The sequence below is a fragment of the Pseudomonas sp. QD4 genome, assembly GCF_049199125.1.
Lineage (GTDB): Bacteria > Pseudomonadota > Gammaproteobacteria > Pseudomonadales > Pseudomonadaceae > Aquipseudomonas.
On record NZ_JBLZOM010000002.1, the window covers coordinates 708,633 to 733,964 of the forward strand.

Annotated in this window: 21 protein-coding genes; 7 read left to right on the forward strand and 14 right to left on the reverse strand. The window is 62.1% G+C overall.

Annotated features, from left to right (window positions below; translation table 11 throughout):
- Positions 1–47: 47 nt before the first annotated feature.
- The 4 genes from emhA to ACOZJV_RS14215 all read left to right on the forward strand — a co-directional run bounded on the left by emhA (position 48) and on the right by ACOZJV_RS14215 (position 7,383).
- Positions 48–1,205, forward strand: coding sequence for an efflux RND transporter periplasmic adaptor subunit EmhA (gene emhA, locus ACOZJV_RS14200; protein ID WP_020299056.1), 1,158 nt, complete (start codon positions 48–50; stop codon positions 1,203–1,205).
- Between the two features lie 3 nt (positions 1,206–1,208).
- Positions 1,209–4,358, forward strand: a complete 3,150-nt coding sequence (locus tag ACOZJV_RS14205; RefSeq protein WP_078470189.1) for an efflux RND transporter permease subunit — start codon at positions 1,209–1,211, stop codon at positions 4,356–4,358.
- Positions 4,355–5,815: an AdeC/AdeK/OprM family multidrug efflux complex outer membrane factor gene (gene adeC / locus ACOZJV_RS14210; protein ID WP_078470188.1), complete on the forward strand. Its 1,461-nt coding sequence runs from the start codon at positions 4,355–4,357 to the stop codon at positions 5,813–5,815. Before ACOZJV_RS14205 ends, adeC begins: the two co-directional genes overlap by 4 nt.
- Positions 5,816–6,117: 302 nt before the next feature.
- Positions 6,118–7,383 (forward strand): OprD family porin, encoded by a 1,266-nt coding sequence (locus ACOZJV_RS14215; RefSeq protein ID WP_078470187.1) that lies wholly within the window; start codon positions 6,118–6,120, stop codon positions 7,381–7,383.
- Between the two features lie 93 nt (positions 7,384–7,476).
- Here ACOZJV_RS14215 and pcaC read toward each other — a convergent pair whose 3' ends face one another.
- The 11 genes from pcaC to pcaR form a co-directional block, all read right to left on the reverse strand.
- Positions 7,477–7,872: a 4-carboxymuconolactone decarboxylase gene (gene pcaC / locus ACOZJV_RS14220; protein WP_078470186.1), complete on the reverse strand. Its 396-nt coding sequence runs from the start codon at positions 7,870–7,872 to the stop codon at positions 7,477–7,479.
- A 10-nt stretch (positions 7,873–7,882) separates the two neighbouring features.
- Positions 7,883–8,683: a 3-oxoadipate enol-lactonase gene (pcaD, locus tag ACOZJV_RS14225; RefSeq protein ID WP_421547903.1), complete on the reverse strand. Its 801-nt coding sequence runs from the start codon at positions 8,681–8,683 to the stop codon at positions 7,883–7,885.
- An 11-nt stretch (positions 8,684–8,694) separates the two neighbouring features.
- Entirely contained in the window at positions 8,695–10,059 is a 1,365-nt protein-coding gene (locus ACOZJV_RS14230; protein WP_421547904.1) for a 3-carboxy-cis,cis-muconate cycloisomerase, read from the reverse strand.
- Between the two features lie 48 nt (positions 10,060–10,107).
- Positions 10,108–11,403 (reverse strand): MFS family transporter, encoded by a 1,296-nt coding sequence (locus ACOZJV_RS14235; RefSeq protein ID WP_421547905.1) that lies wholly within the window; start codon positions 11,401–11,403, stop codon positions 10,108–10,110.
- Positions 11,404–11,530: 127 nt separating this feature from the next.
- Positions 11,531–12,097: a protocatechuate 3,4-dioxygenase subunit alpha gene (gene pcaG, locus ACOZJV_RS14240; protein WP_201129767.1), complete on the reverse strand. Its 567-nt coding sequence runs from the start codon at positions 12,095–12,097 to the stop codon at positions 11,531–11,533.
- 1 nt (position 12,098) lies between these two features.
- On the reverse strand, positions 12,099–12,803 hold the full coding sequence (pcaH, locus tag ACOZJV_RS14245; RefSeq protein ID WP_078470181.1) for a protocatechuate 3,4-dioxygenase subunit beta: 705 nt from the start codon (positions 12,801–12,803) through the stop codon (positions 12,099–12,101).
- A 116-nt stretch (positions 12,804–12,919) separates the two neighbouring features.
- A complete protein-coding gene (gene pcaF, locus ACOZJV_RS14250) occupies positions 12,920–14,125 on the reverse strand; it encodes a 3-oxoadipyl-CoA thiolase (protein WP_201132119.1) in 1,206 nt (401 codons plus the stop codon).
- Positions 14,122–14,904, reverse strand: coding sequence for a CoA-transferase subunit beta (locus ACOZJV_RS14255; protein WP_421548322.1), 783 nt, complete (start codon positions 14,902–14,904; stop codon positions 14,122–14,124). The genes pcaF and ACOZJV_RS14255 overlap by 4 nt, the downstream gene beginning before the upstream one ends.
- A complete protein-coding gene (locus tag ACOZJV_RS14260; RefSeq protein WP_078470178.1) occupies positions 14,901–15,758 on the reverse strand; it encodes a CoA transferase subunit A in 858 nt (285 codons plus the stop codon). Before ACOZJV_RS14260 ends, ACOZJV_RS14255 begins: the two co-directional genes overlap by 4 nt.
- Positions 15,759–15,950: 192 nt before the next feature.
- The gene (locus ACOZJV_RS14265; protein ID WP_201129762.1) at positions 15,951–17,297 is read right to left on the reverse strand and encodes an MFS transporter; all 1,347 of its coding nucleotides are present in this window, start codon (positions 17,295–17,297) and stop codon (positions 15,951–15,953) included.
- A 287-nt stretch (positions 17,298–17,584) separates the two neighbouring features.
- Complete coding sequence (gene pcaR / locus ACOZJV_RS14270) at positions 17,585–18,427, reverse strand: pca regulon transcriptional regulator PcaR (protein WP_078470176.1); 843 nt, start codon at positions 18,425–18,427, stop codon at positions 17,585–17,587.
- Positions 18,428–19,124: 697 nt separating this feature from the next.
- Between pcaR and ACOZJV_RS14275 the strand changes: the two genes are divergently transcribed.
- Both ACOZJV_RS14275 and ACOZJV_RS14280 read left to right on the forward strand, forming a co-directional pair.
- On the forward strand, positions 19,125–19,325 hold the full coding sequence (locus tag ACOZJV_RS14275; protein WP_421547906.1) for a hypothetical protein: 201 nt from the start codon (positions 19,125–19,127) through the stop codon (positions 19,323–19,325).
- Positions 19,326–19,702: 377 nt separating this feature from the next.
- Complete coding sequence (locus ACOZJV_RS14280; RefSeq protein WP_078470175.1) at positions 19,703–21,178, forward strand: inorganic phosphate transporter; 1,476 nt, start codon at positions 19,703–19,705, stop codon at positions 21,176–21,178.
- Between the two features lie 160 nt (positions 21,179–21,338).
- On the opposite strand, the gene ccoM is transcribed toward ACOZJV_RS14280, so the two are convergent.
- From ccoM to ACOZJV_RS14295, 3 genes are all read right to left on the reverse strand, one after another.
- Complete coding sequence (ccoM, locus tag ACOZJV_RS14285) at positions 21,339–21,455, reverse strand: cytochrome c oxidase subunit CcoM (protein WP_015634423.1); 117 nt, start codon at positions 21,453–21,455, stop codon at positions 21,339–21,341.
- Between the two features lie 143 nt (positions 21,456–21,598).
- Positions 21,599–21,760 carry a hypothetical protein gene (locus ACOZJV_RS14290; protein WP_020299074.1) on the reverse strand — a complete coding sequence of 54 codons (162 nt, stop codon included), beginning with the start codon at positions 21,758–21,760 and terminating at the stop codon, positions 21,599–21,601.
- A 142-nt stretch (positions 21,761–21,902) separates the two neighbouring features.
- Positions 21,903–22,244, reverse strand: coding sequence for an aspartate-semialdehyde dehydrogenase (locus tag ACOZJV_RS14295; RefSeq protein WP_078470174.1), 342 nt, complete (start codon positions 22,242–22,244; stop codon positions 21,903–21,905).
- Between the two features lie 218 nt (positions 22,245–22,462).
- Here ACOZJV_RS14295 and rapA point away from each other — a divergent pair, with 218 nt between their 5' ends.
- On the forward strand, positions 22,463–25,309 hold the full coding sequence (rapA, locus tag ACOZJV_RS14300; RefSeq protein WP_078470173.1) for an RNA polymerase-associated protein RapA: 2,847 nt from the start codon (positions 22,463–22,465) through the stop codon (positions 25,307–25,309).
- The last annotated feature ends 23 nt before the right edge of the window (positions 25,310–25,332 follow it).

Sequence of the window (25,332 nt, forward strand, 5' to 3'; positions counted from 1 at the left end):
TTCCACCTTTCGAGTGCGCGTCTTGCGCGCCTGACCCGAGGATTTTCATGCAATTCAAGCCAGCTGTTACCGCTCTGGTCACTGCCGTCGCCCTGGCATCGCTGCTCAGCGGATGTAAAAAGGAAGAGGCGGCCCCTCCCCAACAGGCCCCTCAGGTCGGCGTAGTCACCCTGAAAACCCAACCCTTCACCCTGACCTCGGAACTCCCGGGGCGGACCACCGCCTACCGCATCGCCGAAGTGCGACCGCAGGTCAACGGCATCATCCTCAAGCGTCTGTTCAAAGAAGGCGGGGATGTCAAAGAAGGCCAGCAGCTGTACCAGATCGACCCGTCGGTCTACGAGGCGACGCTGAAAAGCGCCCAGGCCAACCTGCAATCGACCAAGTCGATCTCCGACCGCTACAAGCAACTGGTCGACGAACAGGCCGTAAGCCGCCAGGAATACGACACTGCCGTAGCCAACCGCCTGCAATCGGAAGCCACGCTGCAAAGCGCGCAGATCAACCTGCGCTACACCAAGGTGCTTGCGCCACTGACCGGCCGTGTCGGTCGCTCCTCGGTCACCGAAGGCGCGCTGGTCAGCAATGGCCAGGCCGACGCCATGGCCGTGATCCAGCAGCTCGATCCGATCTACGTCGACGTCACCCAGTCCTCCGTGGAGTTGCTGGAACTGCGCCGCGAGCTGGAAAGCGGTCGCCTGCAAAAGGCCGGCGACAACTCGGCCAAGGTCAAGCTGACCCTGGAAGACGGCAGCCAGTACCAACAGGACGGCAAACTTGAGTTTTCCGAAGTCTCGGTCGACGAAACCACCGGCTCCGTGACCCTGCGCGCCGTGTTCCCCAACCCTAATCACACCCTGTTGCCAGGCATGTTCGTGCACGCGCAATTGCAGGCCGGGATCAACGCTGCGGCCATTCTTGCCCCGCAACAAGGCGTGACCCGTGACCTCAAAGGCACGCCAACCGCCCTGGTGGTCGGCCCGGACAACAAGGTCGAACTGCGTCAGCTCAAGGCCAGTCGCACCGTCGGCAGCCAATGGCTGGTGGAAGACGGCTTGAAAGCCGGCGATCGACTGATTACCGAAGGCCTGCAGTTCGTCAAGCCAGGCATTGAAGTCAAGGCGACCGAAGCGACCAATGTTCCGGCGACCAACCCGGCCCCTGCACAGGCAACAGACAAAGCTGCAGGCGGCAAAGGGGAGTAAACCATGTCGAAATTTTTCATCGACCGTCCGATTTTCGCCTGGGTAATTGCCCTGGTGATCATGCTGGTCGGGGCTCTATCGATCCTCAAGTTGCCGATAAACCAGTATCCAAGCATCGCGCCACCGGCGATCGCTATCTCCGTGACCTACCCAGGCGCCTCTGCACAAACCGTGCAGGACACCGTGGTTCAGGTCATCGAGCAGCAGCTCAACGGTATCGATAACCTGCGTTATGTGTCCTCGGAAAGTAACTCCGACGGCAGCATGACCATCACCGCGACCTTCGAACAAGGCACCAACTCCGATACCGCTCAGGTCCAGGTCCAGAACAAACTGAACCTGGCCACCCCGTTGCTGCCGCAAGAAGTGCAGCAACAGGGCATCCGGGTAACCAAGGCAGTGAAGAACTTCCTGCTGGTTATCGGTGTGGTTTCCGAAGACGGCAGCATGTCCAAGGACGACCTGTCCAACTACATCGTGTCCAACATGCAGGACCCGGTGTCGCGGACCGCAGGTGTCGGCGACTTCCAGGTGTTCGGTGCACAGTACGCCATGCGTATCTGGCTCGATCCGGCCAAGCTCAACAACTACAGCCTGACCCCCGTGGACGTGAAAACCGCCGTTGCGGCGCAGAACGTCCAGGTGTCGTCCGGCCAGATCGGTGGTTTGCCGGCGCTGCCTGGCCAGCAACTGAACGCCACGATCATCGGCAAGACCCGCCTGCAGACTGCCGAGCAGTTCAAGGCGATCCTGTTGAAGGTCAACAAGGACGGCTCGCAGGTTCGCCTGGGTGATGTCGCCGACGTTGCGCTGGGTGGTGAAAACTACGCAGTCAGCGCCCAGTTCAATGGCAAGCCGGCTTCCGGCCTGGCGGTCAAACTGGCCAACGGCGCCAACGCCCTGGATACCGCCAAGGCGCTGCGCAAGACCATCAGCGACCTGGAACCCTTCTTCCCGTCCGGGATGAAAGTGGTATTCCCGTACGACACCACCCCGGTGGTGACGGAGTCCATCAGCGGTGTGGTTCACACCCTGGTCGAAGCCATCGTGCTGGTGTTCCTGGTGATGTTCCTGTTCCTGCAGAACTTCCGCGCCACCGTCATCACCACCATGACCGTTCCGGTGGTGTTGCTCGGGACCTTCGGGATCCTTGCGGCAGCCGGCTTCAGCATCAACACCCTGACCATGTTCGGCATGGTGCTGGCCATCGGTTTGCTGGTGGACGATGCCATCGTCGTGGTGGAAAACGTCGAGCGGGTGATGCAGGAGGAAGGGCTATCGCCCAAGGAGGCCACGAAAAAGTCCATGGGCCAGATCCAGGGCGCACTGGTGGGTATCGCCCTCGTGCTGTCCGCGGTACTGCTGCCAATGGCGTTCTTCAGTGGTTCCACCGGGGTGATCTACAAGCAGTTCTCGATCACCGTGGTTTCGGCCATGGCCCTGTCGGTACTGGTTGCCCTGATCTTCACCCCGGCCCTGTGCGCCACCATGCTCAAGGCTCACCCACAAGGCGAGCACGCCACCGAGAAACGCGGTTTCTTCGGCTGGTTCAACCGCACCTTCGACCGCAGCGTCAAAAGCTACGAGCGCGGCGTGGGCAATATGCTGCGTCACAAGGTGCCGTACCTGTTGGCGTACGTGCTGATCGTGCTCGGCATGATCTGGCTGTTCACCCGTATTCCATCGGCGTTCCTGCCGGAAGAAGACCAGGGCGTACTCTTCGCCCAGGTGCAGACGCCAGCCGGCTCCAGTGCCGAGCGGACCCAGGTGGTGGTCGATGAAATGCGCGCCTATCTGCTGGACAAGGAGAAGGACACCGTAGCCTCGGTATTCACCGTGAACGGGTTCAACTTCGCCGGTCGCGGCCAGAGTTCGGGTATGGCGTTCATCATGCTCAAGCCGTGGGGCGAGCGCTCTTCGGAAAACAGCGTGTTCAACCTCGCGGCCCGTGCCCAGCAGCACTTCTTCAGCTTCCGCGACGCGATGGTGTTTGCCTTCGCTCCGCCAGCCGTACTGGAGTTGGGTAACGCCACCGGTTTCGACGTGTTCCTGCAGGACCGCGCCGGTATCGGGCACGAGAAACTGATGGCAGCACGCAACCAGTTCCTCGGCATGGCCGCGCAGAGCAAGATCCTGAGCCAGGTGCGTCCGAACGGCCTGAGCGATGAGCCGCAGTACCAGTTGACCATCGACGATGAACGCGCCAGTGCCTTGGGCGTGACCATCTCCGATATCAACAACACCCTGTCGATCGGCCTGGGCAGTAGCTATGTCAACGACTTCATCGACCGTGGTCGAGTGAAGAAGGTGTACATCCAGGGTCAGCCCGGCGCTCGCATGAGCCCGGAAGACCTGAAGAAATGGTACGTGCGCAACAGTGCCGGGACCATGGTGCCGTTCTCCTCGTTCGCCAAGGGTGAGTGGATCTACGGTTCGCCGAAGCTGGCGCGCTACAACGGTGTCGAGGCGATGGAAGTCCTGGGGGCTCCGGCGCCTGGATACAGTACCGGTGAAGCCATGGCCGAAGTCGAAGCCATTGCCGCGAAGCTGCCGGCGGGCGTGGGTATTTCCTGGACCGGCCTGTCCTATGAGGAACGCCTGTCGGGTTCCCAGGCACCAGCGCTGTATGCCCTGTCGCTGCTGATGGTGTTCCTGTGCCTGGCGGCGCTGTATGAAAGCTGGTCGATTCCGATCGCGGTCATGCTCGTGGTACCCCTGGGGATCATCGGTGCACTGATGGCCACCAGCCTGCGGGGTCTGTCCAACGACGTGTACTTCCAGGTGGGGCTGTTGGTGACCATCGGTCTGGCGGCGAAAAACGCCATTCTGATCGTCGAGTTCGCCAAGGAACTGCATGAGCAGGGTCGCAGCCTGACGGACGCGGCGATCGAAGCCTGCCGCATGCGTCTGCGACCGATCATCATGACCTCGCTGGCCTTCGTGCTGGGTGTGGTCCCCCTGGCCATCTCCACCGGCGCGGGCTCGGGCAGCCAGCACGCCATCGGTACCGGGGTGATTGGCGGTATGCTCACCGCGACGATTCTGGCGATATTCTGGGTGCCTTTGTTCTTCGTCACAGTGTCTGGCATGGGTCGCAAGAAAAACGCGGACTCGGCAGAAACATCTGAAACTCCTAAAGAGGCTGGCCAATGAGCAAGTCGCTACTCTCCCTGGCAATCACCGCCGCCGTGCTAAGCGGCTGCTCGCTGATACCCGATTATCAGCAGCCGCAAGCACCGGTGGCCGCGCAATACCCGCAAGGCCCGGCCTATTCGCCAACGGAGGCCGCCAACCAGGCGGCCGCCGAACAGGGCTGGCGGCAGTTCTTCCATGACCCGGCGCTGCAACAGCTGATCCAGACCGCGCTGGTCAACAACCGCGACCTTCGGGTGGCGGCGCTGAACATCGACGCCTATGCCGCGCAGTACCAGATCCAGCGCGCGGACCTGTTCCCCGCGGTATCGGCCAATGGCAGCGGCAGCCGCCAGCGGACCCCGGCGCGCATGTCGCAAACCGGCGAGTCGGGCATCACCAGCCAGTACTCGGCCACCCTGGGTATCAGCGCCTATGAGCTGGACTTGTTCGGCCGCGTTCGCAGTTTGAGCGAGCAGGCCCTGCAGACCTACTTCTCCAGCGAAGAAGCCCGGCGCAGCACCCAGATCAGCCTGGTGGCCAGCGTGGCCAACGCCTACCTGACCTGGCAGGCCGACAAGGAACTGCTGAAGCTGACCCAGGACACCCTGGGCGCTTTCGAGGAGAGCTACCGGCTCACCTCGCGCAGCAACGAAGTCGGGGTTGCCTCGGCGCTGGACCTGAGCCAGTCGCGGACCTCGGTCGAAAACGCCCGGGTGCAACTGGCGCGCTACACGCGCCAAGTGGCCCAGGACGAAAACAGCCTGACCCTGCTGCTGGGCACCGGCCTTCCAGCCAACCTGCCTGGCGCACAGCCCCTGGCGGCCGACCTGTTGAGCGAAATGCCAGCGGGCCTGCCTTCGGAGCTGTTGCAACGGCGTCCGGACATCCTTGAAGCCGAACACAAGCTCAAGGCGGCCAATGCCAATATCGGCGCGGCCCGCGCGGCGTTCTTCCCGAGCATCAGCCTGACCGCCAATGCCGGCACCTTGAGCCCGGACCTGTCCGGCCTGTTCAAAGGTGGTTCGGGGACCTGGCTGTTCCAGCCGCAGATCAATCTGCCGATCTTCAACGCCGGCAGCCTGCGCGCCAGCCTGGACTACTCGAAGATCCAGAAAGACATCACGGTTGCGCAGTACGAGAAATCCATCCAGACCGCCTTCCAGGAAGTCTCCGATGGCCTGGCGGCACGTCAGACCTACAACCAGCAGTTGCAGGCCCAGCGTGATTTCGTCACCGCCAACCAGGACTACTACCGTCTGGCCGAGCGCCGCTACCGCATCGGGGTCGACAGCAACCTGACCTTCCTCGACGCCCAGCGTTCGTTGTTCAGCGCGCAACAGGCGCTGATCAGTGACCGCCTTTCGCAGCTGACCAGCGAGGTCAATCTGTACAAGGCCCTGGGTGGCGGCTGGAACGAGCAGACCGCGAAGAACGAACCGGTGGCCGAACAGGCACCGAAGCTGCGCCTGTTCTAAGCACCTCCCGGCTGTGAAAAAACCCACCTCACGGTGGGTTTTTTTTGGCCTGTGCTCAGCCTGTCACTTGTGTTCGTTTATCGCCCAAAACCCGCTCATGCCCGATTGAATCGCCCTATCTGGCACCGCACCATTCCCCGCAGCGATAAAAACCAATAACAACAGGCTCTGCACCATGACCCCTCGCCCTGCCCTCTCCGGCTGATTTGCAGCCGTTTCACCACGCCCACTTTCCACCTGGCTCTGCGACTGACGTAGCGGCAGTGCCGTGCTGCGCCCTAACAATTAGAGAGACCGACAACATGAAGCCAACGACCCCCACTTCTCCTTTCCTCCTGCCTGGCCTGCTCGGCGTGGCGCTGGCCGCTGCCGCCCTGCCGGCGATGGCCGAAGAGTCCGGTTTTCTCGAAGATGCCAAGGTCAACCTGAACCTGCGCAACTTCTACATCAACCGCAACTTCACCAACCCGACCAAGGCCCAGGGCAAGGCCGAAGAGTGGACCCAGAGTTTCATCCTCGATGCCAAGTCCGGGTTCACCCAAGGCACCGTGGGTTTCGGCATGGACGTGCTGGGCCTGTACTCGCTGAAGCTCGACGGCGGCAAAGGCACCGGCGGCACTCAGTTACTGCCCCTGGACCGTGACGGGCGCCCGGCCGACAACTTCGGGCGCCTGGGGGTGGCGTTCAAGGCGCGCTTGTCGCAGACCGAGGTCAAGGTGGGCGAATGGATGCCGGTGCTGCCGATCCTGCGTTCCGATGACGGCCGCTCGCTGCCACAGACCTTCCGTGGCGGCCAGATCACGTCCAAGGAAATCGACGGCCTGACCCTCTACGGCGGCCAGTTCCGCGCCAACAGCCCGCGAGACGACAGCAGCATGAGCGACATGTCGATGACCGGCAAAGCCGCGTTCACGTCCGACCGTTTCAACTTCCAGGGCGGCGAATACAGCTTCAACGACAAGCGCACCCAGATCGGCCTGTGGAACGCCGAACTCAAGGACATCTACAGCCAACAGTTCATCAATCTGGTTCATACCCAACCCGTTGGGGACTGGACCCTGGGCGCGAACCTCGGTTTCTTCTACGGCAAGGAAGACGGCAGTGCCCGCGCCGGCGACCTGGATAACAAGACCTGGTCCGGCCTGTTCTCGGCCAAGTACGGCGGCAGCACCTTTTATGTCGGCCTGCAAAAACTCACCGGGGACAACGCCTGGATGCGGGTCAACGGCACCAGCGGCGGCACCCTGGCCAACGACAGCTACAACTCCAGCTACGACAACGCCAAGGAAAAATCCTGGCAGCTGCGCCACGATTACAACTTCGCCGCCGTCGGCGTACCGGGCCTGACCCTGATGAACCGCTACATCAGCGGTGACAACGTGCACACCGGCACCATCACCGATGGCAAGGAATGGGGCCGCGAGTCGGAACTGGCCTATACCGTGCAGAGCGGCACCCTGAAGAACCTCAACTTCAAATGGCGCAATTCCAGCATGCGTCGCGACTACAGCAACAACGAGTTCGACGAGAACCGCGTGATCGTCAGCTACCCGATCAGCCTGCTGTAAGTCGTTTCGCCAGGACCTGCTCCGGCAAAACCCACCCATGAAAAAGGCCAGCCCGGTTTACCGGTGCTGGCCTTTTTTATCGGCGTGCGGGGTTCAGGCCTCGCGGGACTCGACACCCAATTCATCCCACACCGACTCGGCGAGATGGAAGGTCGCATTGGCCGCAGGAATGCCGCAGTAGATCGCGCTCTGCATGATCACTTCCTTGATCTCGCCACGGGTCACCCCGTTGTTGGCGGCGGCACGCAGGTGCAGCTTGAGCTCTTCATTGCGGTTCATGCCGATCAGCATGGAAATGGTGATCAGGCTGCGGGTATGCCGCGGCAGGCCCGGACGGGTCCAGATATCACCCCAGGCGTGGCGGGTGATCATCTCCTGGAACTCCGAGTTGAACTCGGTCAGGGCATTCAGGCTGCGATCGACGTGGGCATCACCCAGCACCGCGCGGCGCACCTGCATCCCCTCGTCATAACGTTGTTTCTCGTCCACAAGCGACTCCTCAAATGCTCTTGTCGGCCAGCAGGAATTCCACGACCCGGTCGCTGAATGCGGCGCCAGCCTGCACGTTGGACAAGTGCGCGGCGTAGAACTCGGCGTACTCGGCGCCCAGCACATGTTCCTGAATGTAGTGCCCGCCCGACGGCGGCGTGACCGCATCTTCGGTACCGGAAATCACCAGGGTCGGAACCTTGATCGCCGACACCTGGTCACGGAAGTCTGCATCACGCACAGCCGCGCAGTTGGCTGCATAGCCCTCGGGCGAAGTCGCCGCCAGCATGTCGGTGATCAACTTGGCCTGGTCAGGGTGAGCTTCGGCGAAGTCCGCGGTGAACCAGCGGGCGATCGAAGCATCGCGCAACGCCACCATGGCTGCCTCGCCGTCACGCAGTACGGTTTCGATGCGCGGGTTCCAGATCGACGGCTCGCCAATCTTCGCCGAGGTGTTGCACACCACCAGCTTGTGCAGGCGCTCGCCGGCATTGATGCCCAGCCATTGGCCGATCAGGCCGCCCATGGACAGGCCGCAGAAGTACGCGCGTTCGATGTGCAAGGCATCCAGCAGCGCCAGCACGTCATGGCCCAACTGTTCAATGGTGTAGGGCCCCGGGGTGACCAGCGACTTGCCGTGGCCTCGGGTATCCATGCGCAGCACACGGAAGTGTTGGGTAAAGGCCGGGATCTGGATATCCCACATGCGCAGGCTGGTGCCCAACGAGTTGGACAGCACCAGTACCGGAGCGTGTTCCGGACCATCAAGCTGGTAGTGCAGTTCGCCATCGGCGAGTTTTACGAATGCCACAGCAGTCTCCTTCAGGCGTTCAAGGCAAAGTGTTCGGCCACCGCGCGTTCGACCCAGGTCTGGGCCTGGCCGAGGTAATGGGCCGGATCGAGCAGGCGATCCAGTTCAGCGGCCGAAAGCTCGGCACCGACCTGGGGTTCATCGCCCAGTACCGCACGCAGGTGGCGCCCTTCGGCCACCGCCCGCTTGCAGCATTGTTCCAATAGATGATGGGCCGTCTCGCGTCCCAGGCGCTGGGCCAGGGCGATGCTCACGGCTTCGGCCAATACCAGGCCGCGGGTCAGGTCGAGGTTGCTGGCCATGCGCTCGGCGTCGACCTCCAGGCCCTCGGCCACCAGCAAGGCTTGTTGCAGGGCACCGGAAACCAGGCAGCAGATCTCCGGCAGGGTTTCCCACTCGGCATGCCACAGGCCCAGGCTGCGTTCGTGCTCCTGGGGCATGGCGCTGAACATGGTCGCCAGCAGCCCGGGAACCCGGGTCGCGGTACTGATTAAAACCGCCGCGCCCACCGGATTGCGCTTGTGGGGCATGGTCGATGATCCGCCCTTGCCCGGCGCCGAGGGCTCGAACACTTCCGCCGCTTCGGTCTGCATCAACAGGCTGATATCCCGTCCCAGCTTGCCCAGGCTGCCGGCGATCAGGCCAAGCGCAGCGGCGAACTCCACCAGACGGTCGCGCTGGGTGTGCCAGGGTTGTTCCGGCAGGCCCAGGTGCAGCTCGCCGGCCAATGCCTGTGCAATCGGCAATGCCTGCTCGCCGAGGGCCGCCAGGGTCCCGGAGGCGCCGCCGAACTGCAGCACCAGCAGCCGCGGCTTCAACTCCTGCAGGCGTTGCCGGCTGCGGCTGACCGCCCCCAGCCAGCCGGCGATTTTCATGCCCAGGGTGACCGGGGTCGCATGCTGCAACCAGGTCCGCCCAGCCAGCGGTGTGCCAGCATAGCGGGTGGCCTGGGCCGCAAGGATGTGCCCCAGGCGCCCCAGGTCGGCTTCGATCAAGCCCAGGGCCTGGCGCAGTTGCAGCACCAGCCCGCTGTCCATCACGTCCTGGCTGGTCGCCCCCAGGTGCACATAGCGCTCGGCCTCAGCGTCGCGTTGGGCAATCTGCTTGCCCAGTGCCTTGACCAATGGAATCGCCGAGTTGCCGGCCGTGGCAATGGCTTCGCCGAGGGCCGCGAAATCATAGAGCTCGGCGCGACAGGCCGCCTCGATCGGCGCCACCGCACTCTGCGGAATCTGCCCGACGCGGGCCTCGGCTCGGGCTAGGGCCGCTTCGAAATCCAGCATGGCCTGGACCCGGCCCTGATCACAAAACACTTCACGCATGCTGCGAGCAGTGAAGTAAGCATCGAACAATTGGTTGCTCGCCGGTGTACTCATAAACAATCCCTTGGAGGCACGCGCCCGTGATGGGCGCGCGCGGACAGGTCAAAGATCGTGGTGCAGATACGCCGCCTGCTTGGGCAGGCGCAGACTGAACAGGAACGCCACCGCCATCATGACCGTGACGTACCAGTAAAAGGTGTTTTCCATGCCCAGGGTCTTCAGGCCCAGGGCGACATACTCCGCCGAACCGCCGAAAATCGCATTCGCCACCGCATAAGCCAGGCCAACCCCAAGGGCCCGCACCTGAGGTGGGAACATCTCGGCCTTCACCAGACCGCTGATGGAGGTGTAGAAACTCACGATCGCCAGGGCCAGGGTGATCAGGACAAAGGCCAGGAACGGGCTGGAAACGGTTTTCAGGGTCATCAGGATCGGCACAGTGAACAAGGTCCCCAGAGCCCCGAACCAGAGCATCGAGTTCCGGCGGCCGATCTTGTCGGCCAGCATGCCGAACAACGGCTGCATGCACATATAGAGAAACAGCGCACCGGTCATGATGTAGCTGGCGGTCTTGGCGTGCATCCCGGCGGTGTTCACCAGGTACTTCTGCATATAAGTGGTGAAGGTGTAGAAAATCAGCGAGCCGCCGGCGGTGTAGCCCAGCACGGTGATAAAGGCGGCGCCGTGACTCTTGAACAGCGCGACAATACTGCCCGCGTCCTTGTCTTCACGCATTTCCTTGCTGGTGGTTTCTTTCAACGTGCGGCGCAGCAACAACGAGATCACTGCGGCAATCGCACCAATCACAAAGGGTACTCTCCAGCCCCAGGCCTTGAGCTCCTGCTCATCGAGGAACTGCTGCAGGATCACCACCACCAGTACCGCCAGCAATTGCCCGCCGATCAGGGTCACGTACTGGAAGGAGGCGAAGAAGCCGCGCTGGCCCTTGAGCGCCACTTCACTCATGTACGTGGCAGTGGTGCCGTACTCGCCGCCCACCGACAAACCCTGGAACAGCCGCGCAACCAGCAGCAACGCCGGGGCCCAGGCGCCAATCGTGGCGTAGGTCGGGAGGAAGGCGATGACCAGGGAGCCGGCGCACATCATCAGCACCGAGATCATCATCGAATTCTTGCGCCCGTGCTTGTCGGCTACCCGGCCGAACAGCCAGCCGCCGATGGGACGCATCAGAAACCCGGCGGCAAATACGCCGGCGGTGTTGAGCAACTGCACCGTGGGATCGTCGGAGGGGAAAAATGCCGGGGCGAAATAGATCGCACAAAAGGCATAGACATAGAAGTCGAACCATTCGACCAGATTGCCCGAAGACGCGCCGACGATCGCGAAGATCCTCTTGCTGCGTTCTTCACCGGTGTAGTGACTGGTTGTGCTTGTCATGGGTTTTCACTCTTTGGGGACAGTGTGAGTCTAGACACACTTGGCAACAGTCCCGTTCCCCTGTCTGCCGCCGCTGCTTGCGGCAACCCCGAAGGGCCGCCGCAGACACCGGCACCGGCGTCGCCGGTCAGTAATCGAAAAACACCGTCTCGGCCTCAGTGCCTTGCAGGATCACGTTCCACTGATACGTGCCGTCGGCATCGGCCTTGGCCAGCAAGGTGCTACGGCGCTCGGCCGGCACGCAGGCCAGCAACGGGTCGGCGGCGTTGGCCGGTTCGCCGTCGAAGTAAATGCGCGTCAGCAAGTGCTTGACCAGGCCACGGGCAAACACCAGCACCACCAGGTGCGGCGCCTGGGTCGCGCCCTTCAGGCCCGGCACCGTACCCGGCTTGATGGTGGTGAAACGGAAGCGCCCTTCGGCGTCCACCGGCACCCGGCCAAATCCCTGGAAGCTCGGGTCCAGGGCCTTGGGCTGGTCGTCTTCAGGGTGGTCGTACTTGCCTGCGGCATTGGCCTGCCAGATCTCCAGCATCGCGTCGTTGACGAAATCGCCATTGCCGTCCACCACCTGCCCGGTGATCGCCACGCGCTGGCCAAGGGTCTCGGCCTGGGTCAGGTCTTCGCGGTTCAGCCAGGTCAGGCCGATGTGGTAGTAGGGGCCGACGGTGTGTGAAGTGGTCGCGGTCAGCGTCATCTTATTTCTCCATCGGCGTGGCATCGCGGCCGCGCAAAACGATGTCCCAACGGTAACCGAGGGCATAGGAAGGAATGGTCTTGTCCAGGTCGAAACTGGCGATCAGGCGTTCCTTGGCGCGGGTGTCCGGCACGCAGTTGTAGATCGGGTCGTAAGCCAGCAGCGGGTCACCCGGGAAATACATCTGGGTCACCAGGCGCGTCAGCACGCTGGGACCGAACAACGAGAAGTGGATATGGGCCGGGCGCCAGGCGTTTTCGTGGTTACCCCACGGGTAGGCACCGGGCTTGATGGTCTGGAACTGATACCAGCCGTCGGCATCGGTCACGGTGCGCCCGGTGCCGGTGAAATTCGGGTCCAGGGGGGCGTCGTGCAGGTCGCGGTCATGGTTGTAGCGGCCGGCGGCGTTGGCCTGCCAGATCTCCACCAAAATGCCCGGTACCGGCAGGCCGTTCTCGTCCAGGACCCGGCCGTGGATGATGATGCGCTCGCCCTGGGGCTCGCCGGCGTGTTGTGCGGTCAGGTCGTTATCACCCTCGTGCAGCGACTCGGCACCGATGGTTGGGCCGGTGATTTCCGACAGCGAATGGGGCAAGAACACCAGCGGCTTGGAGGGCGAGCGGGTGTTGGTCGACTTGTAGGCCGGGTGCAGATAATCAGGCTGAGTACCCGCTTGCGGGCGCCGGTAACCGGGCTTGTCAATCATGGTCAATCCTCTTTTCTTATTAGAACCTGGTCACGATCTGCTGCGCTTGGCTCAGGCGGCGTTGAACATGCCTGAGGGTCGCTGGCCAGATCGTGAACAGGCTCCTGGAGCAGGCGTCAGACGCGTTCGATGGCCAGCGCCAGCCCTTGGCCGACACCCACACACATGGTCGCCAGGCCTTTTTTACCGCCGGTTTTTTCCAGTTGATGCAGCGCCGTCAGCACCAGACGTGCACCGCTCATGCCCAGCGGATGACCCAGGGCGATGGCGCCACCGTTCGGGTTGACCTGCGGCGCATCGTCCGCCAGGCCCAGCTCACGCAGGACCGCCAGGCCCTGGCTGGCAAAGGCTTCGTTGAGTTCGATCACGTCGAAATCGCTGATTGCCACACCCAGGCGCTCGATCAGCTTGCGCACCGCAGGCACCGGGCCGATGCCCATGACCCGTGGTGCGACACCGGCGCTGGCCATGCCCAACACCCGGGCGCGGGCAGTGAGGCCGTGTTTCTTCACCGCTTCGGCCGACGCCAGGATCAGCGCCGCGGCACCGTCGTTGACACCCGAGGCATTGCCGGCGGTGACGGTCTTGTCCGGGCCGTTGACCGGCTTGAGCTTGGCCAGGGTTTCCAGGGAGGTATCGGCACGTGGGTGCTCATCCTGCTCGACCACGCTTTCGCCCTTTTTATGGGCAATGCGCACCGGCACGATTTCCTCGGCAAAGAACCCGGCCGCCTGGGCCGCCGCCGTACGTTGCTGGCTGCGCAGGGCAAAGGCGTCCTGGTCGGCGCGGGACACCCGGTAATCGTCCGCCACGTTGTCGGCGGTCTGTGGCATGGCATCCACGCCGTACTGGGCCTTCATCAACGGGTTGATAAAGCGCCAACCGATGGTGGTGTCTTCCAGCTTCATGTTGCGCGAAAAAGCGCTGTCGGCCTTGCCCATGACAAAGGGCGCACGGGACATCGACTCGACGCCACCGGCAATTGCCAGTTCCATCTCGCCGCTGGCAATCGCACGGAAGGCGGTGCCGATGGCGTCCATCCCCGACGCGCACAGGCGGTTGAGGGTGACCCCCGGAATGCTTTCCGGCAGGCCGGCCAGCAGCAAGGCCATGCGGGCCACGTTGCGGTTATCTTCGCCGGCCTGGTTGGCGCAGCCGAGGAACACCTCGTCTACCGCGCTCCAGTCCACCGATGGGTTGCGTTCCATCAGCGCCTTGATCGGCACCGCCGCCAGGTCGTCGGCGCGCACGGCCGACAGGCCACCGCCGAAACGGCCGATCGGGGTACGGATCGCATCACAGATAAAGACTTCGCGCATCAGGCTTCTCCCGGTGCCTGGCCATGGGCCGCGGCGGTACGTGCTTCCAGATCGCGCAGTGCGGTCAGTTCGACTTCAGTCGGCTCGGCGGTCTGCTCGACATTCTCGGCAAAGCGAATCGCCCAGCCGGTGGCGGCAACCACCTGCTCACGGGTCACGCCCGGGTGCAGCGCGGTGACCACGAATTCATGGCTGCCGGCTTCCGGTTCCATGATGCACAGGTCGGTGATGATCCCCACCGGGCCGGCACCCGGCAAGCCCAGGCGTTTGCGGGAGTCGCCGCCTTCGCCATGGCCCACCGAAGTGATGAAGTCGAGCTTGTCGACGAACGAACGCGACGACTGCTTGAGGATGATCAGTACGCTTTTCGCCGAACCGGCGATTTCCGGGGCGCCACCGGCGCCGGGCAAGCGCACTTTGGGGTGGTGATAGTCACCGACCACCGTGGTGTTGATGTTGCCGAAGCGGTCGACCTGGGCCGCGCCGAGGAAGCCGACGTCGATGCGCCCGCCCTGCAGCCAGTAGCGGAAGATTTCGCCGGTCGGCACCACGGTGTCGGCGGTTTCGGCCAGTTCGCCGTCACCGATCGACAGCGGCAATACGCTGGGCTTGGCACCAATCGGGCCCGATTCGTAGATCAGCACCACGTCCGGCGACGACGTCAGGCGCGCCAGGTTGGCGGCCTTGGACGGCAGGCCGATGCCGACGAAACACACCGAACCGTTCTTCAGGCGGCGGGCGGCGGCAACGGTCATCATTTCATTGGTGGAGTAAGTCATTATTTGGCCTCCGAAGCGCGGGCCAGCTTGGCCTGGAATTCACTGAAATCGGCGCTGCCGTGGATGTATTCGTTGATCCACGCGGTGAAGGTTTCACGGTCGCGAGCGATCGGATCCCAGGCCTGGTAGAAAATATTGTCGCGCTCGGTGTAACCGTGGGCGTAGGACGGATGTGCACCGCCAGGTACGTGGCAGACCGCGCTCAGGGCCCAGGTCGGCAGCACACAGGCGTTCATCGGGGCGTTGAGGTCGTCGACGATTTCTTCGACGGTGACGATGCAGCGCTTGGCCGCCAGTGCCGCCTCTTTTTGCACCCCGAGGATGCCCCACAGCAGCACGTTGCCCTTACGATCGGCCTTTTGCGCGTGAATCACGGTGATGTCCGGACGCACCGACGGCACTGCCGCCAGCACTTCGCCGGTGAATGGGCAGGTCACGCTCTTGATCAGCGGGTTGACCTTGGGCAGGTCGGAACCGGCATAAGCGCGCAACACAGCAAACGGCAAGCCCGAGGCACCGGCCACGTAGGCATTGGCCAGGTCGGCGTGGCTGTGCTCTTCGATTTCCAGGGCGTGCGGCCACTGTTTTTCCACAGCGTCGCGCAGGCGGTGCAAAGAACCGACACCGGGGTTGCCACCCCAGGAGAAAATCAGCTTGCGAGCGCAACCGGCACCGATCAACTGGTCGTAGATCAGATCAGGGGTCATCCGAACCAGGGTCAGGTCTTTCTTGCCTTGGCGGATGATTTCATGACCTGCGGCCGTAGGAATCAGGTGGGTGAAGCCTTCGAGCGCGACGGTATCGCCGTCGTTGACGAACTGCTTCACCGCGTCGTGCAGCGAAAGGATTTCAGCCATTGGGGGGCTCCCGATTGTTATTGAGCGACTGGACGAAAAAGGCGCGACAAGCGCTGCCTGCGTGCCCTGAAGATTAAGCCGGGGCCATGGCCCAAACAATCCGATAATCGACTGAGTGTTCGTTTATCGAACATATTGTTGTCGAGCTATCGATCCCCATGCCCTCCCCCTTTACCTTAAAACCAACCGCACTTAAGTCGCATCCGCGTGACTCACCATGCCCTTGATCACCACCGCCGTCGCCGCCAGGCCCGCCGGAATCACCAGAGCAGTCAGCACCTGCTCGAAATTCCAGCCGAGCCCCAGCAAGGTGGCGCCCATCCAGGCCCCGAGAATCGCACCGAAGCGCCCGATTCCGAGCATCCACGACACGCCCGTGGCACGCCCCTGGGTCGGATAGAACCGCGCCGCCAAGGACGGCATGGCCGATTGCGCGCCGTTGACGCACATACCCGCGATCAGCACCAAGGTCGCCAGCAGGGTGATATTGCCCAGGCTCTGACCCACCGCGTAGGCAAAGACCCCAGCCAGCAGGTAAAAGGTGCCAATGACCTTGTGCGGATTGAACCGATCCATGGCCCAGCCCACCGCCACTGCGCTCAGCACTCCACCGAACTGGAACAGCGCACCGATAAACGCCGCCTGCTCCATGCTCGCGCCACTGTCACGCATCAGGGTCGGCAGCCAGCTGGTGAGCAGGTAGACGATCACCAGCCCCATAAAATAGGTCAGCCACAGCAGCAAGGTGCCGACGCTGTAGGTGCCGGAGAAAATCACCGCAAACACATTGCGCGCCTTGACCGTCTTTTGTTCCGGCACACTGAAGCTCGCGGCCTGACCGACGATGGTCGGCTCAATAGGCGCCAGGGCCTTGCGCACCTTGTCGGCTCCTCGATTGCGCACCACCAGGTAACGCGCCGACTCCGGCAACCAGACCAGCAGCACCAGCGCCAGAATCAGCGGCAGGATCCCGCCGATCAGCAACAGGCTGTGCCAGCCAAACGCCGGGATCAATTTGGCGGAAATGAAACCACCACCGGCCATGCCCAGGTTGAAGCCGCAGAACATGCTGGTCACCAGCAGCGACTTGTGCCGCTCCGGGGTGTATTCGGACAGCAGCGTGGTGGCGTTCGGCATGCCCGCACCCAGCCCCAGGCCCGTGAGGAAGCGCAGTACCAACAGTTGATCGACGTTAGTGCTGTAGGCCGAGGCCAGGCTGAAGGCGCCGAACAGCAGCACCGCCCCCACCAACACCACCTTGCGCCCGAAACGATCGGCCAGCGGGCCCGAACCCAGGGCACCGAACACCATGCCGATCAGCGCCGCACTCATCACCGGCCCGAGGCTGGCGCGGTCGATGCCCCAATCCTGGGACAGTGCCGGGGCGATAAAGCCCATGGCTGCGGTGTCCAGGCCGTCGAGGAAGACAATCAGGAAGCACAGGATCACCACTCGCCACTGATAACGCGACAAGGGCTGGGCATTGATAAAGGACTGCACATCGAGGCAGTTGCCAGAAGCTGACAGGGGTTGGTTCATTATTTTTATTCCAGGGTAAAACGCAGGCGCGCCGAAGCTCGCCGAGGGTTGGTCAGGTCATTGCAAAGGAGAGAATTCCGGGATCAGGCGGCCAGGGGTCGAAGGCAGCTTCGATGACGGCGCAGGGGGAGCATGCTCATGGGATTGGACCTCTTCTTTATTATGGGGTCGCCGTACGGCCGCCCGCTGAAACAGGGGCGGCGGCCGATGACGCTGCCGCGACATTAATAAGGCAAGGGAAAGAGCGTCAATTCGCCAAATGCGTAGTTGTGCGTTTATCGAACAGGTTAGGAAAACAGCTGGGCGCTCAGGTCTCGGCTGGCACTGAGCAGACCCGGCAGAAAACGCTGCTCCAGCTCGGTACGGCTGACCCGGCCGGCGTGGGTGCTGACGTTCAGCGCCGCCAGCACCTGGCCCGAAGCGTCATAGACCGGCACCGCGATAGAGCGCAGGCCCTGTTCCAGTTCCTGGTCGACAATGCACCAGCCCTGCTGGCGAACCTGCTGCAGGCATTCGAGCAAGGCCTCTGCGGTGTGCAGGGTACGGCTGGTCTTGGCTTGCAGGTCGGCGTGCTCGAGGTATTCACGCAGGGAAGCGTCGTCCAGTGCCGCCAGCAGGATGCGGCCCATGGACGTGCAGTAGGCCGGCAGCCGTCCACCGACGGAGAGGTCCACCGAAATCAGGCGCTGGGTGGTGGCTGAACGGGCGATATATAAAATGTCATCTCCCTCCAGGGTCGCCATGTTGCAGGCTTCGTGAAGCTGCTCGCTCATGCGGTCCAGGTAAGGCTGGGCAGACACCGCCAGCGGCGTCGACGACAGATAGGCGTGTCCCAGGGTCAGCACCTTGGGCAGCAGCGAATAGGTCCGCCCGTCGGTGGTGGCGTAGCCGAGCTTGATCAGGGTATGCAGGCAGCGACGCACTGCCGCCCGGGGGATCTCGGTGCGGTGGCTGATCTGGGCGATGGTCAGGTGGCGCTTGCGCTCTTGAAATGCCTGGACCACGGCCAGGCCACGGGCCAGAGAGGTCATGAAATCCGGATCACCGGTCAACGCCTGAATCCTCTTCGCCGGAGAGGCAACAATCGGAGGCGCCACCGAGGCGAAGGAATTGCGCAATTGATCGTTCATTTCATGCTCTCTGCGTCGAAGTTCGGCCTTATTACAAGCCGTATTGGAGAAAATGCACAAGCCGGTACAGCCAACATTGGGCGATTATCGAACCATCGGCCGATAATCGCAATCAGATGAGGTTCAGCATCAAAAACCGCCATTTGCGCCGGGCGTCATAAAAAATCCATAGGGCGACGTTATCTTCCCCGCACTGCAACATTGCCGCGCCCTTGATTTATCCGATAACTTGCCCCATCTAACCTCAAGACCCCACAGCCTGTAGTGCCTGGCAACAGACGGCATTAATGATTAAAACTTTCGTGTAATAAAAACCTCATATGTAATGATGCTTTTTAACTTCTCGACGATAGAGTTGTTCATGACCCTCGCTATAATGTAAAACGGTGAGGTTCACAGCGTTCTTTGCTTTGATCACTCCATCACCCAGGCAACGCATCATTGCATGCTGTTTCCTGTCGCAAGTGTCTGCCCCCCGTCATTGACCCGGTAAAAGCGCTTGCAGGAAGTAAATGAAGACTGTTGCTACGACAGTTGTTCTTGAATCGGTGGCGTGGCCGCGTGCAACAAGGACATGACTTGGCGAACTCCAATGGCAACCTCGGTGCTGCAATGGATCCGAGTACCCGTGAGTTGATGAGTCATGCACCGGGCAATGCGTATCACCGATTTTTAGCCCACTTAATTAGGTAACACTGTGACGAAAGACGAACTGCGCGCGGAACTTGAGCGCCAGGAACAACGTTACAAGGAAGTTTACGGCGGGGAAGTCACCACCTACGCCGCTCAGCCTGAACCGGAACGCAAGCCATGGCGTAAACGCGCCAGCATTCTTGACCAAGCCTTCACTCAAGAACTGCAAAAGATGGAACAAGAACTCAAGGCCGATCATTCTTGACGACTGTTGCCTGAACTCTTCAAGGCTGGCCACCTGTTCGACCCGATTACCGCGGACGACAGGGCTGGCCACCGGCGCTCGTTACCCTCGGGCGACCTATTGCCTCCATCGACCGGAGCGAGGCATTTGGCCGCGGCCAGCCCTGAAGAGTAAATTTCATACAGGCGTTTGAATGATCAACTGCCCCCGCCCCGCGCCGTCTCCCGGGACTGCACCCTGCAAAATCAATGACTTGCCCGACCTTCCGGCAACCCGAGGAAAAGCTGCCCTGGGTCAGTTTTTTCATTGAAGAATGTTACCGATGAGCACCTTGTGCATTGATTACCAGGGTTTTCTGGCATAATCGCGCCCCCTTATGACCGGGTCAGAAAACCTTCATGATCGATTTATTCAGCGGACTGGATGCTTGGGTTCTTGTGAGCCTGTTGCTCGCCCTGGCCTTTGTCCTCGCCTTCGAGTTCATCAACGGCTTTCATGACACCGCTAACGCGGTTGCCACTGTTATCTACACCAAAGCCATGCCTCCTCATCTGGCAGTGTTCTTTTCCGGGGTGTTCAACTTCCTCGGGGTGCTGCTCGGCGGTGTTGGCGTGGCGTATGCCATCGTCCATTTGCTGCCGGTCGAGCTGCTGATCAACGTCAACACCGGCCACGGGCTGGCGATGGTGTTCTCGCTGCTGGCCGCCGCCATCACCTGGAACCTGGGCACCTGGTACTTCGGTATCCCGGCTTCCAGCTCCCACACCCTGATCGGCTCGATCCTGGGGGTCGGCCTGGCCAACGCCCTGATCAACGACATTCCGCTGGCGGATGGGGTCAACTGGCAGAAAGCGATCGATATCGGCGCCTCGCTGGTGTTCTCGCCGATGGCCGGTTTCCTGGTGGCTGGCCTGGTACTGGTCGGCTTGAAGTGGTGGCGCCCGCTGTCGAAGATGCACAAGACCCCGGACCAACGCCGCAAGCTGGACGACAAGAAGCACCCACCGTTCTGGAATCGCCTGGTGCTGGTGATCTCCGCCATGGCGGTTAGCTTCGTGCACGGCTCCAACGACGGTCAGAAAGGCATCGGCCTGATCATGCTGGTGCTGATCGGTATCGTGCCTGCGCAGTTCGTACTCGACCTGGGCAGCACCACTTACCAGATCGAGCGCACCCGCGATGCCACCTTGCACCTCAATCAGTTCTATCAGCGCAATAACGAGACCCTGGGTGAATTCCTGGCCCTGGGTAAAAGCGTAAAAGATGACCTGCCGGGTAAATTCCGTTGCAATCCGCAACAGACCGAACCGACCATCAACGCCCTCCTCGGCACGCTCAAGGGCGTCTCCGACTACCACTCGCTGAGTTCCGAGCACCGCATCGAAGTTCGCCGTTACCTGCTGTGCCTGGACGACACCGCGAAGAAAGTCGGCAAGTTGCCAGGGCTTGATGCCCGTGAAAAATCCGACCTCGACAAGCTGCGTAAAGACCTGACCGCCACCACCGAGTACGCCCCGTTCTGGGTGATTCTCGCCGTTGCACTGGCCCTGGGCCTGGGCACCATGGTCGGCTGGAAGCGCGTGGTACTGACCATCGGCGAAAAAATCGGCAAGCAGGGCATGACCTACGCCCAGGGCATGTCGGCGCAGATCACCACGGCCAGCATGATCGGCCTGGCCAACATCTTCAGCCTGCCGGTGTCGACCACCCATGTGCTGTCCTCGGGTGTGGCCGGGACCATGGTCGCCAACAAGAGCGGGCTGCAGGGCGGTACCGTGAAGACCATCCTGATGGCCTGGGTCCTGACCCTGCCGGCAACGGTCGGCTTGTCGGCCGGTCTGTTCTGGCTGGCATCGAAGGCCCTCGGTTCCTGATAGCTCAGGCCGAACACAAAAAGGTGCGCCCTGTGGGTCGCACCTTTTTTTATGCCTGGCCGCCAGCCGGGCATCTGGTTTTTTCAAGGCAAAAAAAAGGGCAACCGAAGTTGCCCAAAATGCCTTGCGTGCTCGTGTAACTGGAAAGATCGACGTTGATCTATGGTTTTTTACGCTTGTTCGCGTCTTTCCAGATAAAGAATCCAAACCCTGCGAAAAACAGAACCATGAGGCCGACAGTCAGCACTCCGGCGATCACCACATTATCGAAAAACATGACTGGCCTCCTGCTCTTGCCCTGTTGCGATGGGGCTAAGTTAACCAAAGAGGCGGGGGGATAAATTGACCGGGGTCAATGTCGCCCAAGACAGGGCGACAGGGAGGGGGAATAACTGATCCACATCAACAGAAACCGCCTGTTCAGCGCTTTTTCGGTTTGTTTTTCGGTTTTTTCTTGGCTTTGCCCAACGGCATCGCCTGCTCGAATGCCTGGCGCACTTCATTCAGGCGCTTGTCATTGAGGTCATGCACCCGCTTGGCACGTTCGGTGTTGAGATCGATCAGTTTGTCGTCTTGGCTCATGGCGTCGGCTTGCGTCTAGTAAGGGTCAATGCCCGCCGCGTGCTCATCCTGGATGAGAGCTGCGGCTGAGGCGAATGCGCCAATAATGCGGCGCCCGGCAACGCTTGACCAGCCATGAGGGACTTGCCGGAGTGGCAGTGCCTCAGACTTCGACGTCGACCCACAGCCCCTGGCGCGGCGCATCTTCCATCAGCGGTACCACGGGCACCGTGTTGTCGGCGTTGAGTTCATCACCGGGGATCGCCAGGTGCTCCTCGGGATCGTCCTCGGCTTCGCGCTGGCGTTTTTGCCGTTCCTGCTGGCGTTGCTGCTCTTCGCGCAACAGCAGCGCCGACTGCTCGGTGTCGCGCTTTTTCAGGTCGATCGTGCTTTCGTTGGAGCTCTGTTGCACAGGCACCACTGGCGGGATGTCCGGACGTGGCCGGATCGGGTCCTGCTGTGAAGTGATGGGCACGGCACTCAAGGGGAGCATCGGTGGCAGCATATTATTGGTCTCCTGTCGGCAGGCTGTCGGCTGCGGCAACGACGACTTGAGCCATCTGTCGCAAACTTGTGACCCAGTCGTCAGCCAATGGTGCCCCAGAGCCCGACAAATAATGCGATGCGCTACCTTTTATCCAGGCTGTTTTGATCAGAGTTCTTTGGTCTCGGGGCCTCGTTCCGTTAAGATAGTCGGCTTTTTCAAGGCGGGAGTCAGGCAGCATGGCGCAGCAGTATCAACCGGGGCAACGCTGGATTAGTGACAGCGAAGCTGAGCTAGGTTTAGGCACCGTTCTGGCACAGGACGGTCGCTTGCTCACCGTGCTCTATCCGGCCACTGGCGACACTCGCCAGTATGCGCTACGGAATGCGCCCCTCACTCGCGTGAGGTTTTCGCCGGGTGACAGCATCACCCACTTCGAAGGCTGGAAAATGACCGTGCAAGAAGTCGACGACGTCGACGGCCTGCTGGTCTACCACGGCCTCAATGGGCAGAACGAGCAGGTCACCCTGCCGGAAACCCAGCTCTCGAACTTCATCCAGTTCCGCTTGGCCAGCGACCGGCTGTTCGCCGGCCAGATCGACCCCCTGGCCTGGTTCTCCCTGCGTTATCACACCCTGGAGCACACCAGCCGCCAGTTGCAGTCTTCGCTGTGGGGCCTGGGCGGCGTACGCGCCCAGCCAATCGCCCACCAGTTGCACATTGCCCGTGAAGTCGCCGACCGCATCGCCCCGCGCGTATTGCTGGCCGACGAAGTGGGCCTGGGCAAGACCATCGAAGCCGGCCTGGTGATCCATCGCCAACTGCTGTCGGGCCGCGCCAACCGGGTGTTGATCCTGGTGCCGGAAAACCTGCAGCACCAATGGCTGGTGGAAATGCGCCGCCGCTTCAACCTGCAGGTCGCGCTGTTCGACGAAGAACGCTTTATCGAAAGCGATGCCAGCAACCCCTTCGAAGACACCCAGCTCGCACTGGTGGCCCTGGAATGGCTGGTGGACGACGAAAAGGCCCAGGACGCGCTGTTCGCCGCCGGCTGGGACCTGATGGTGGTCGACGAAGCCCACCACCTGGTGTGGCACGAAGACCAGGCCAGCCCTGAGTATTCGCTGGTCGAGCAACTGGCCGAAACCATTCCCGGCGTCCTGCTGTTGACCGCGACCCCGGAACAACTGGGCCAGGACAGCCACTTCGCCCGGCTGCGCCTGCTTGACCCCAATCGTTTCCACGACCTCAAGGCATTCCGCGCCGAGAGCGAGAACTATCGCCCGGTGGCCGAAGCCGTGCAGGAGCTGCTGGATCAGGGTCGCCTGTCGCCAAAAGCGCACAAGACCATCCAGGGTTTCCTGGGTAATGAAGGCGAAGCCCTGCTGACTGCGGTCAACGATGGCGACACCGAAGCCAGCGCGCGCCTGGTGCGTGAGCTGCTCGACCGCCACGGCACCGGTCGCGTGCTGTTCCGCAACACCCGCGCCGCCGTGCAAGGTTTCCCCGAGCGCAAACTGCACCCTTACCCGCTGCCGTGCCCGGACGAATACCTCGAACTGCCCCTGGGCGAGCACGCCGAGCTGTACCCGGAAGTCAGCTTCCAGGCCCAGCCGGACACCGACGAAGAACAACGCTGGTGGCGCTTCGACCCACGGGTCGAGTGGCTGATCGACCAGCTGAAGATGCTCAAGCGCACCAAGGTCCTGGTGATCTGTGCCCACGCCGAAACCGCCATGGACCTGGAAGACGCCCTGCGCGTGCGCTCCGGCACCCCGGCCACGGTATTCCACGAAGGCATGAACATCCTTGAGCGCGACCGCGCCGCCGCGTACTTCGCCGATGAAGAATTTGGCGCCCAGGTGCTGATCTGCTCGGAAATCGGCAGTGAAGGTCGCAACTTCCAGTTCGCCCACCACCTGGTGCTGTTCGACCTGCCTTCGCACCCGGACTTGCTGGAGCAACGCATCGGCCGTCTGGACCGGATCGGCCAGAAGCACGTCATCGAAGTCCACGTGCCGTACCTGGAAACCAGCCCGCAAGAGCGCCTGTTCCAGTGGTACCACGAAGCGCTGAACGCCTTCCTCAACACCTGCCCGACCGGCAACGCCTTGCAGCATCAGTTCGGCCCACGCCTGCTGCCGCTGCTGGAAAACGCCGATGACGGCGAGTGGCAAGCCCTGATCGACGAAGCCCGTGCCGAGCGCGAGCGTCTGGAACAGGAGCTGCACACCGGCCGCGACCGCCTGCTGGAGCTCAACTCCGGCGGTGCCGGCGAAGGTGATGCGCTGGTGGAGGCGATCCTCGAACAGGATGATCAATTCGCCCTGCCGATCTACATGGAGACGCTGTTCGACGCCTTTGGCATCGACAGCGAAGACCATTCGGAAAACGCCCTGATCCTCAAGCCGAGCGAGAAAATGCTCGACGCCAGCTTCCCCCTGGGCGACGACGAAGGCGTGACCATCACCTACGACCGCAACCAGGCGCTGTCTCGCGAAGACATGCAGTTCATCACCTGGGAACACCCAATGGTGCAGGGCGGCATGGACCTGGTGCTGTCCGGCTCCATGGGCAATACCGCCGTGGCGCTGATCAAGAACAAGGCGCTCAAACCTGGCACCGTGCTGCTTGAGCTGTTGTATGTCAGCGAAGTGGTCGCCCCGCGCTCCCTGCAACTGGGCCGCTACCTGCCACCGGCCGCCCTGCGCTGCCTGCTGGACGCCAATGGCAACGATTTGTCGGCACGCGTCGCCTTCGAGACCCTCAACGAGCAGCTGGAAAGCGTGCCGCGGGCCAGCGCCAACAAGTTCATCCAGGCCCAGCGCGATCAGCTGACGCCCCGGATCAACGCCGGCGAAGAGAAAATCGCCCCGCGCCATGCCGAGCGTGTGGCCGAAGCCCAGCGTCGCCTGGCAGCTGACACCGACGAAGAACTGGCGCGCCTGACCGCCCTGCAAGCGGTCAACCCGACCGTGCGCGACAGCGAACTGGTGGCCCTGCGCCAACAACGCGAGCAAGGCCTGGCCATGCTCGACAAGGCGGCGCTGCGACTGGAAGCGATTCGGGTGCTGGTAGCCGGTTGATCACCGCCCTGCCCTGCTAAAAC

Coding starts and splice junctions, on each gene's coding strand:
- emhA (WP_020299056.1), top strand. CDS start 48: ATGCAATTCAAGCCAGCTGTTACCGCTCTGGTCACTGCCGTCGCCCTG.
- ACOZJV_RS14205 (WP_078470189.1), top strand. CDS start 1,209: ATGTCGAAATTTTTCATCGACCGTCCGATTTTCGCCTGGGTAATTGCC.
- adeC (WP_078470188.1), top strand. CDS start 4,355: ATGAGCAAGTCGCTACTCTCCCTGGCAATCACCGCCGCCGTGCTAAGC.
- ACOZJV_RS14215 (WP_078470187.1), top strand. CDS start 6,118: ATGAAGCCAACGACCCCCACTTCTCCTTTCCTCCTGCCTGGCCTGCTC.
- ACOZJV_RS14230 (WP_421547904.1), bottom strand. CDS start 10,059: ATGAGTACACCGGCGAGCAACCAATTGTTCGATGCTTACTTCACTGCT.
- ACOZJV_RS14235 (WP_421547905.1), bottom strand. CDS start 11,403: ATGACAAGCACAACCAGTCACTACACCGGTGAAGAACGCAGCAAGAGG.
- pcaG (WP_201129767.1), bottom strand. CDS start 12,097: ATGACGCTGACCGCGACCACTTCACACACCGTCGGCCCCTACTACCAC.
- pcaH (WP_078470181.1), bottom strand. CDS start 12,803: ATGATTGACAAGCCCGGTTACCGGCGCCCGCAAGCGGGTACTCAGCCT.
- ACOZJV_RS14260 (WP_078470178.1), bottom strand. CDS start 15,758: ATGGCTGAAATCCTTTCGCTGCACGACGCGGTGAAGCAGTTCGTCAAC.
- ACOZJV_RS14265 (WP_201129762.1), bottom strand. CDS start 17,297: ATGAACCAACCCCTGTCAGCTTCTGGCAACTGCCTCGATGTGCAGTCC.
- pcaR (WP_078470176.1), bottom strand. CDS start 18,427: ATGAACGATCAATTGCGCAATTCCTTCGCCTCGGTGGCGCCTCCGATT.
- ACOZJV_RS14280 (WP_078470175.1), top strand. CDS start 19,703: ATGATCGATTTATTCAGCGGACTGGATGCTTGGGTTCTTGTGAGCCTG.
- ccoM (WP_015634423.1), bottom strand. CDS start 21,455: ATGTTTTTCGATAATGTGGTGATCGCCGGAGTGCTGACTGTCGGCCTC.
- ACOZJV_RS14290 (WP_020299074.1), bottom strand. CDS start 21,760: ATGAGCCAAGACGACAAACTGATCGATCTCAACACCGAACGTGCCAAG.
- ACOZJV_RS14295 (WP_078470174.1), bottom strand. CDS start 22,244: ATGCTGCCACCGATGCTCCCCTTGAGTGCCGTGCCCATCACTTCACAG.
- rapA (WP_078470173.1), top strand. CDS start 22,463: ATGGCGCAGCAGTATCAACCGGGGCAACGCTGGATTAGTGACAGCGAA.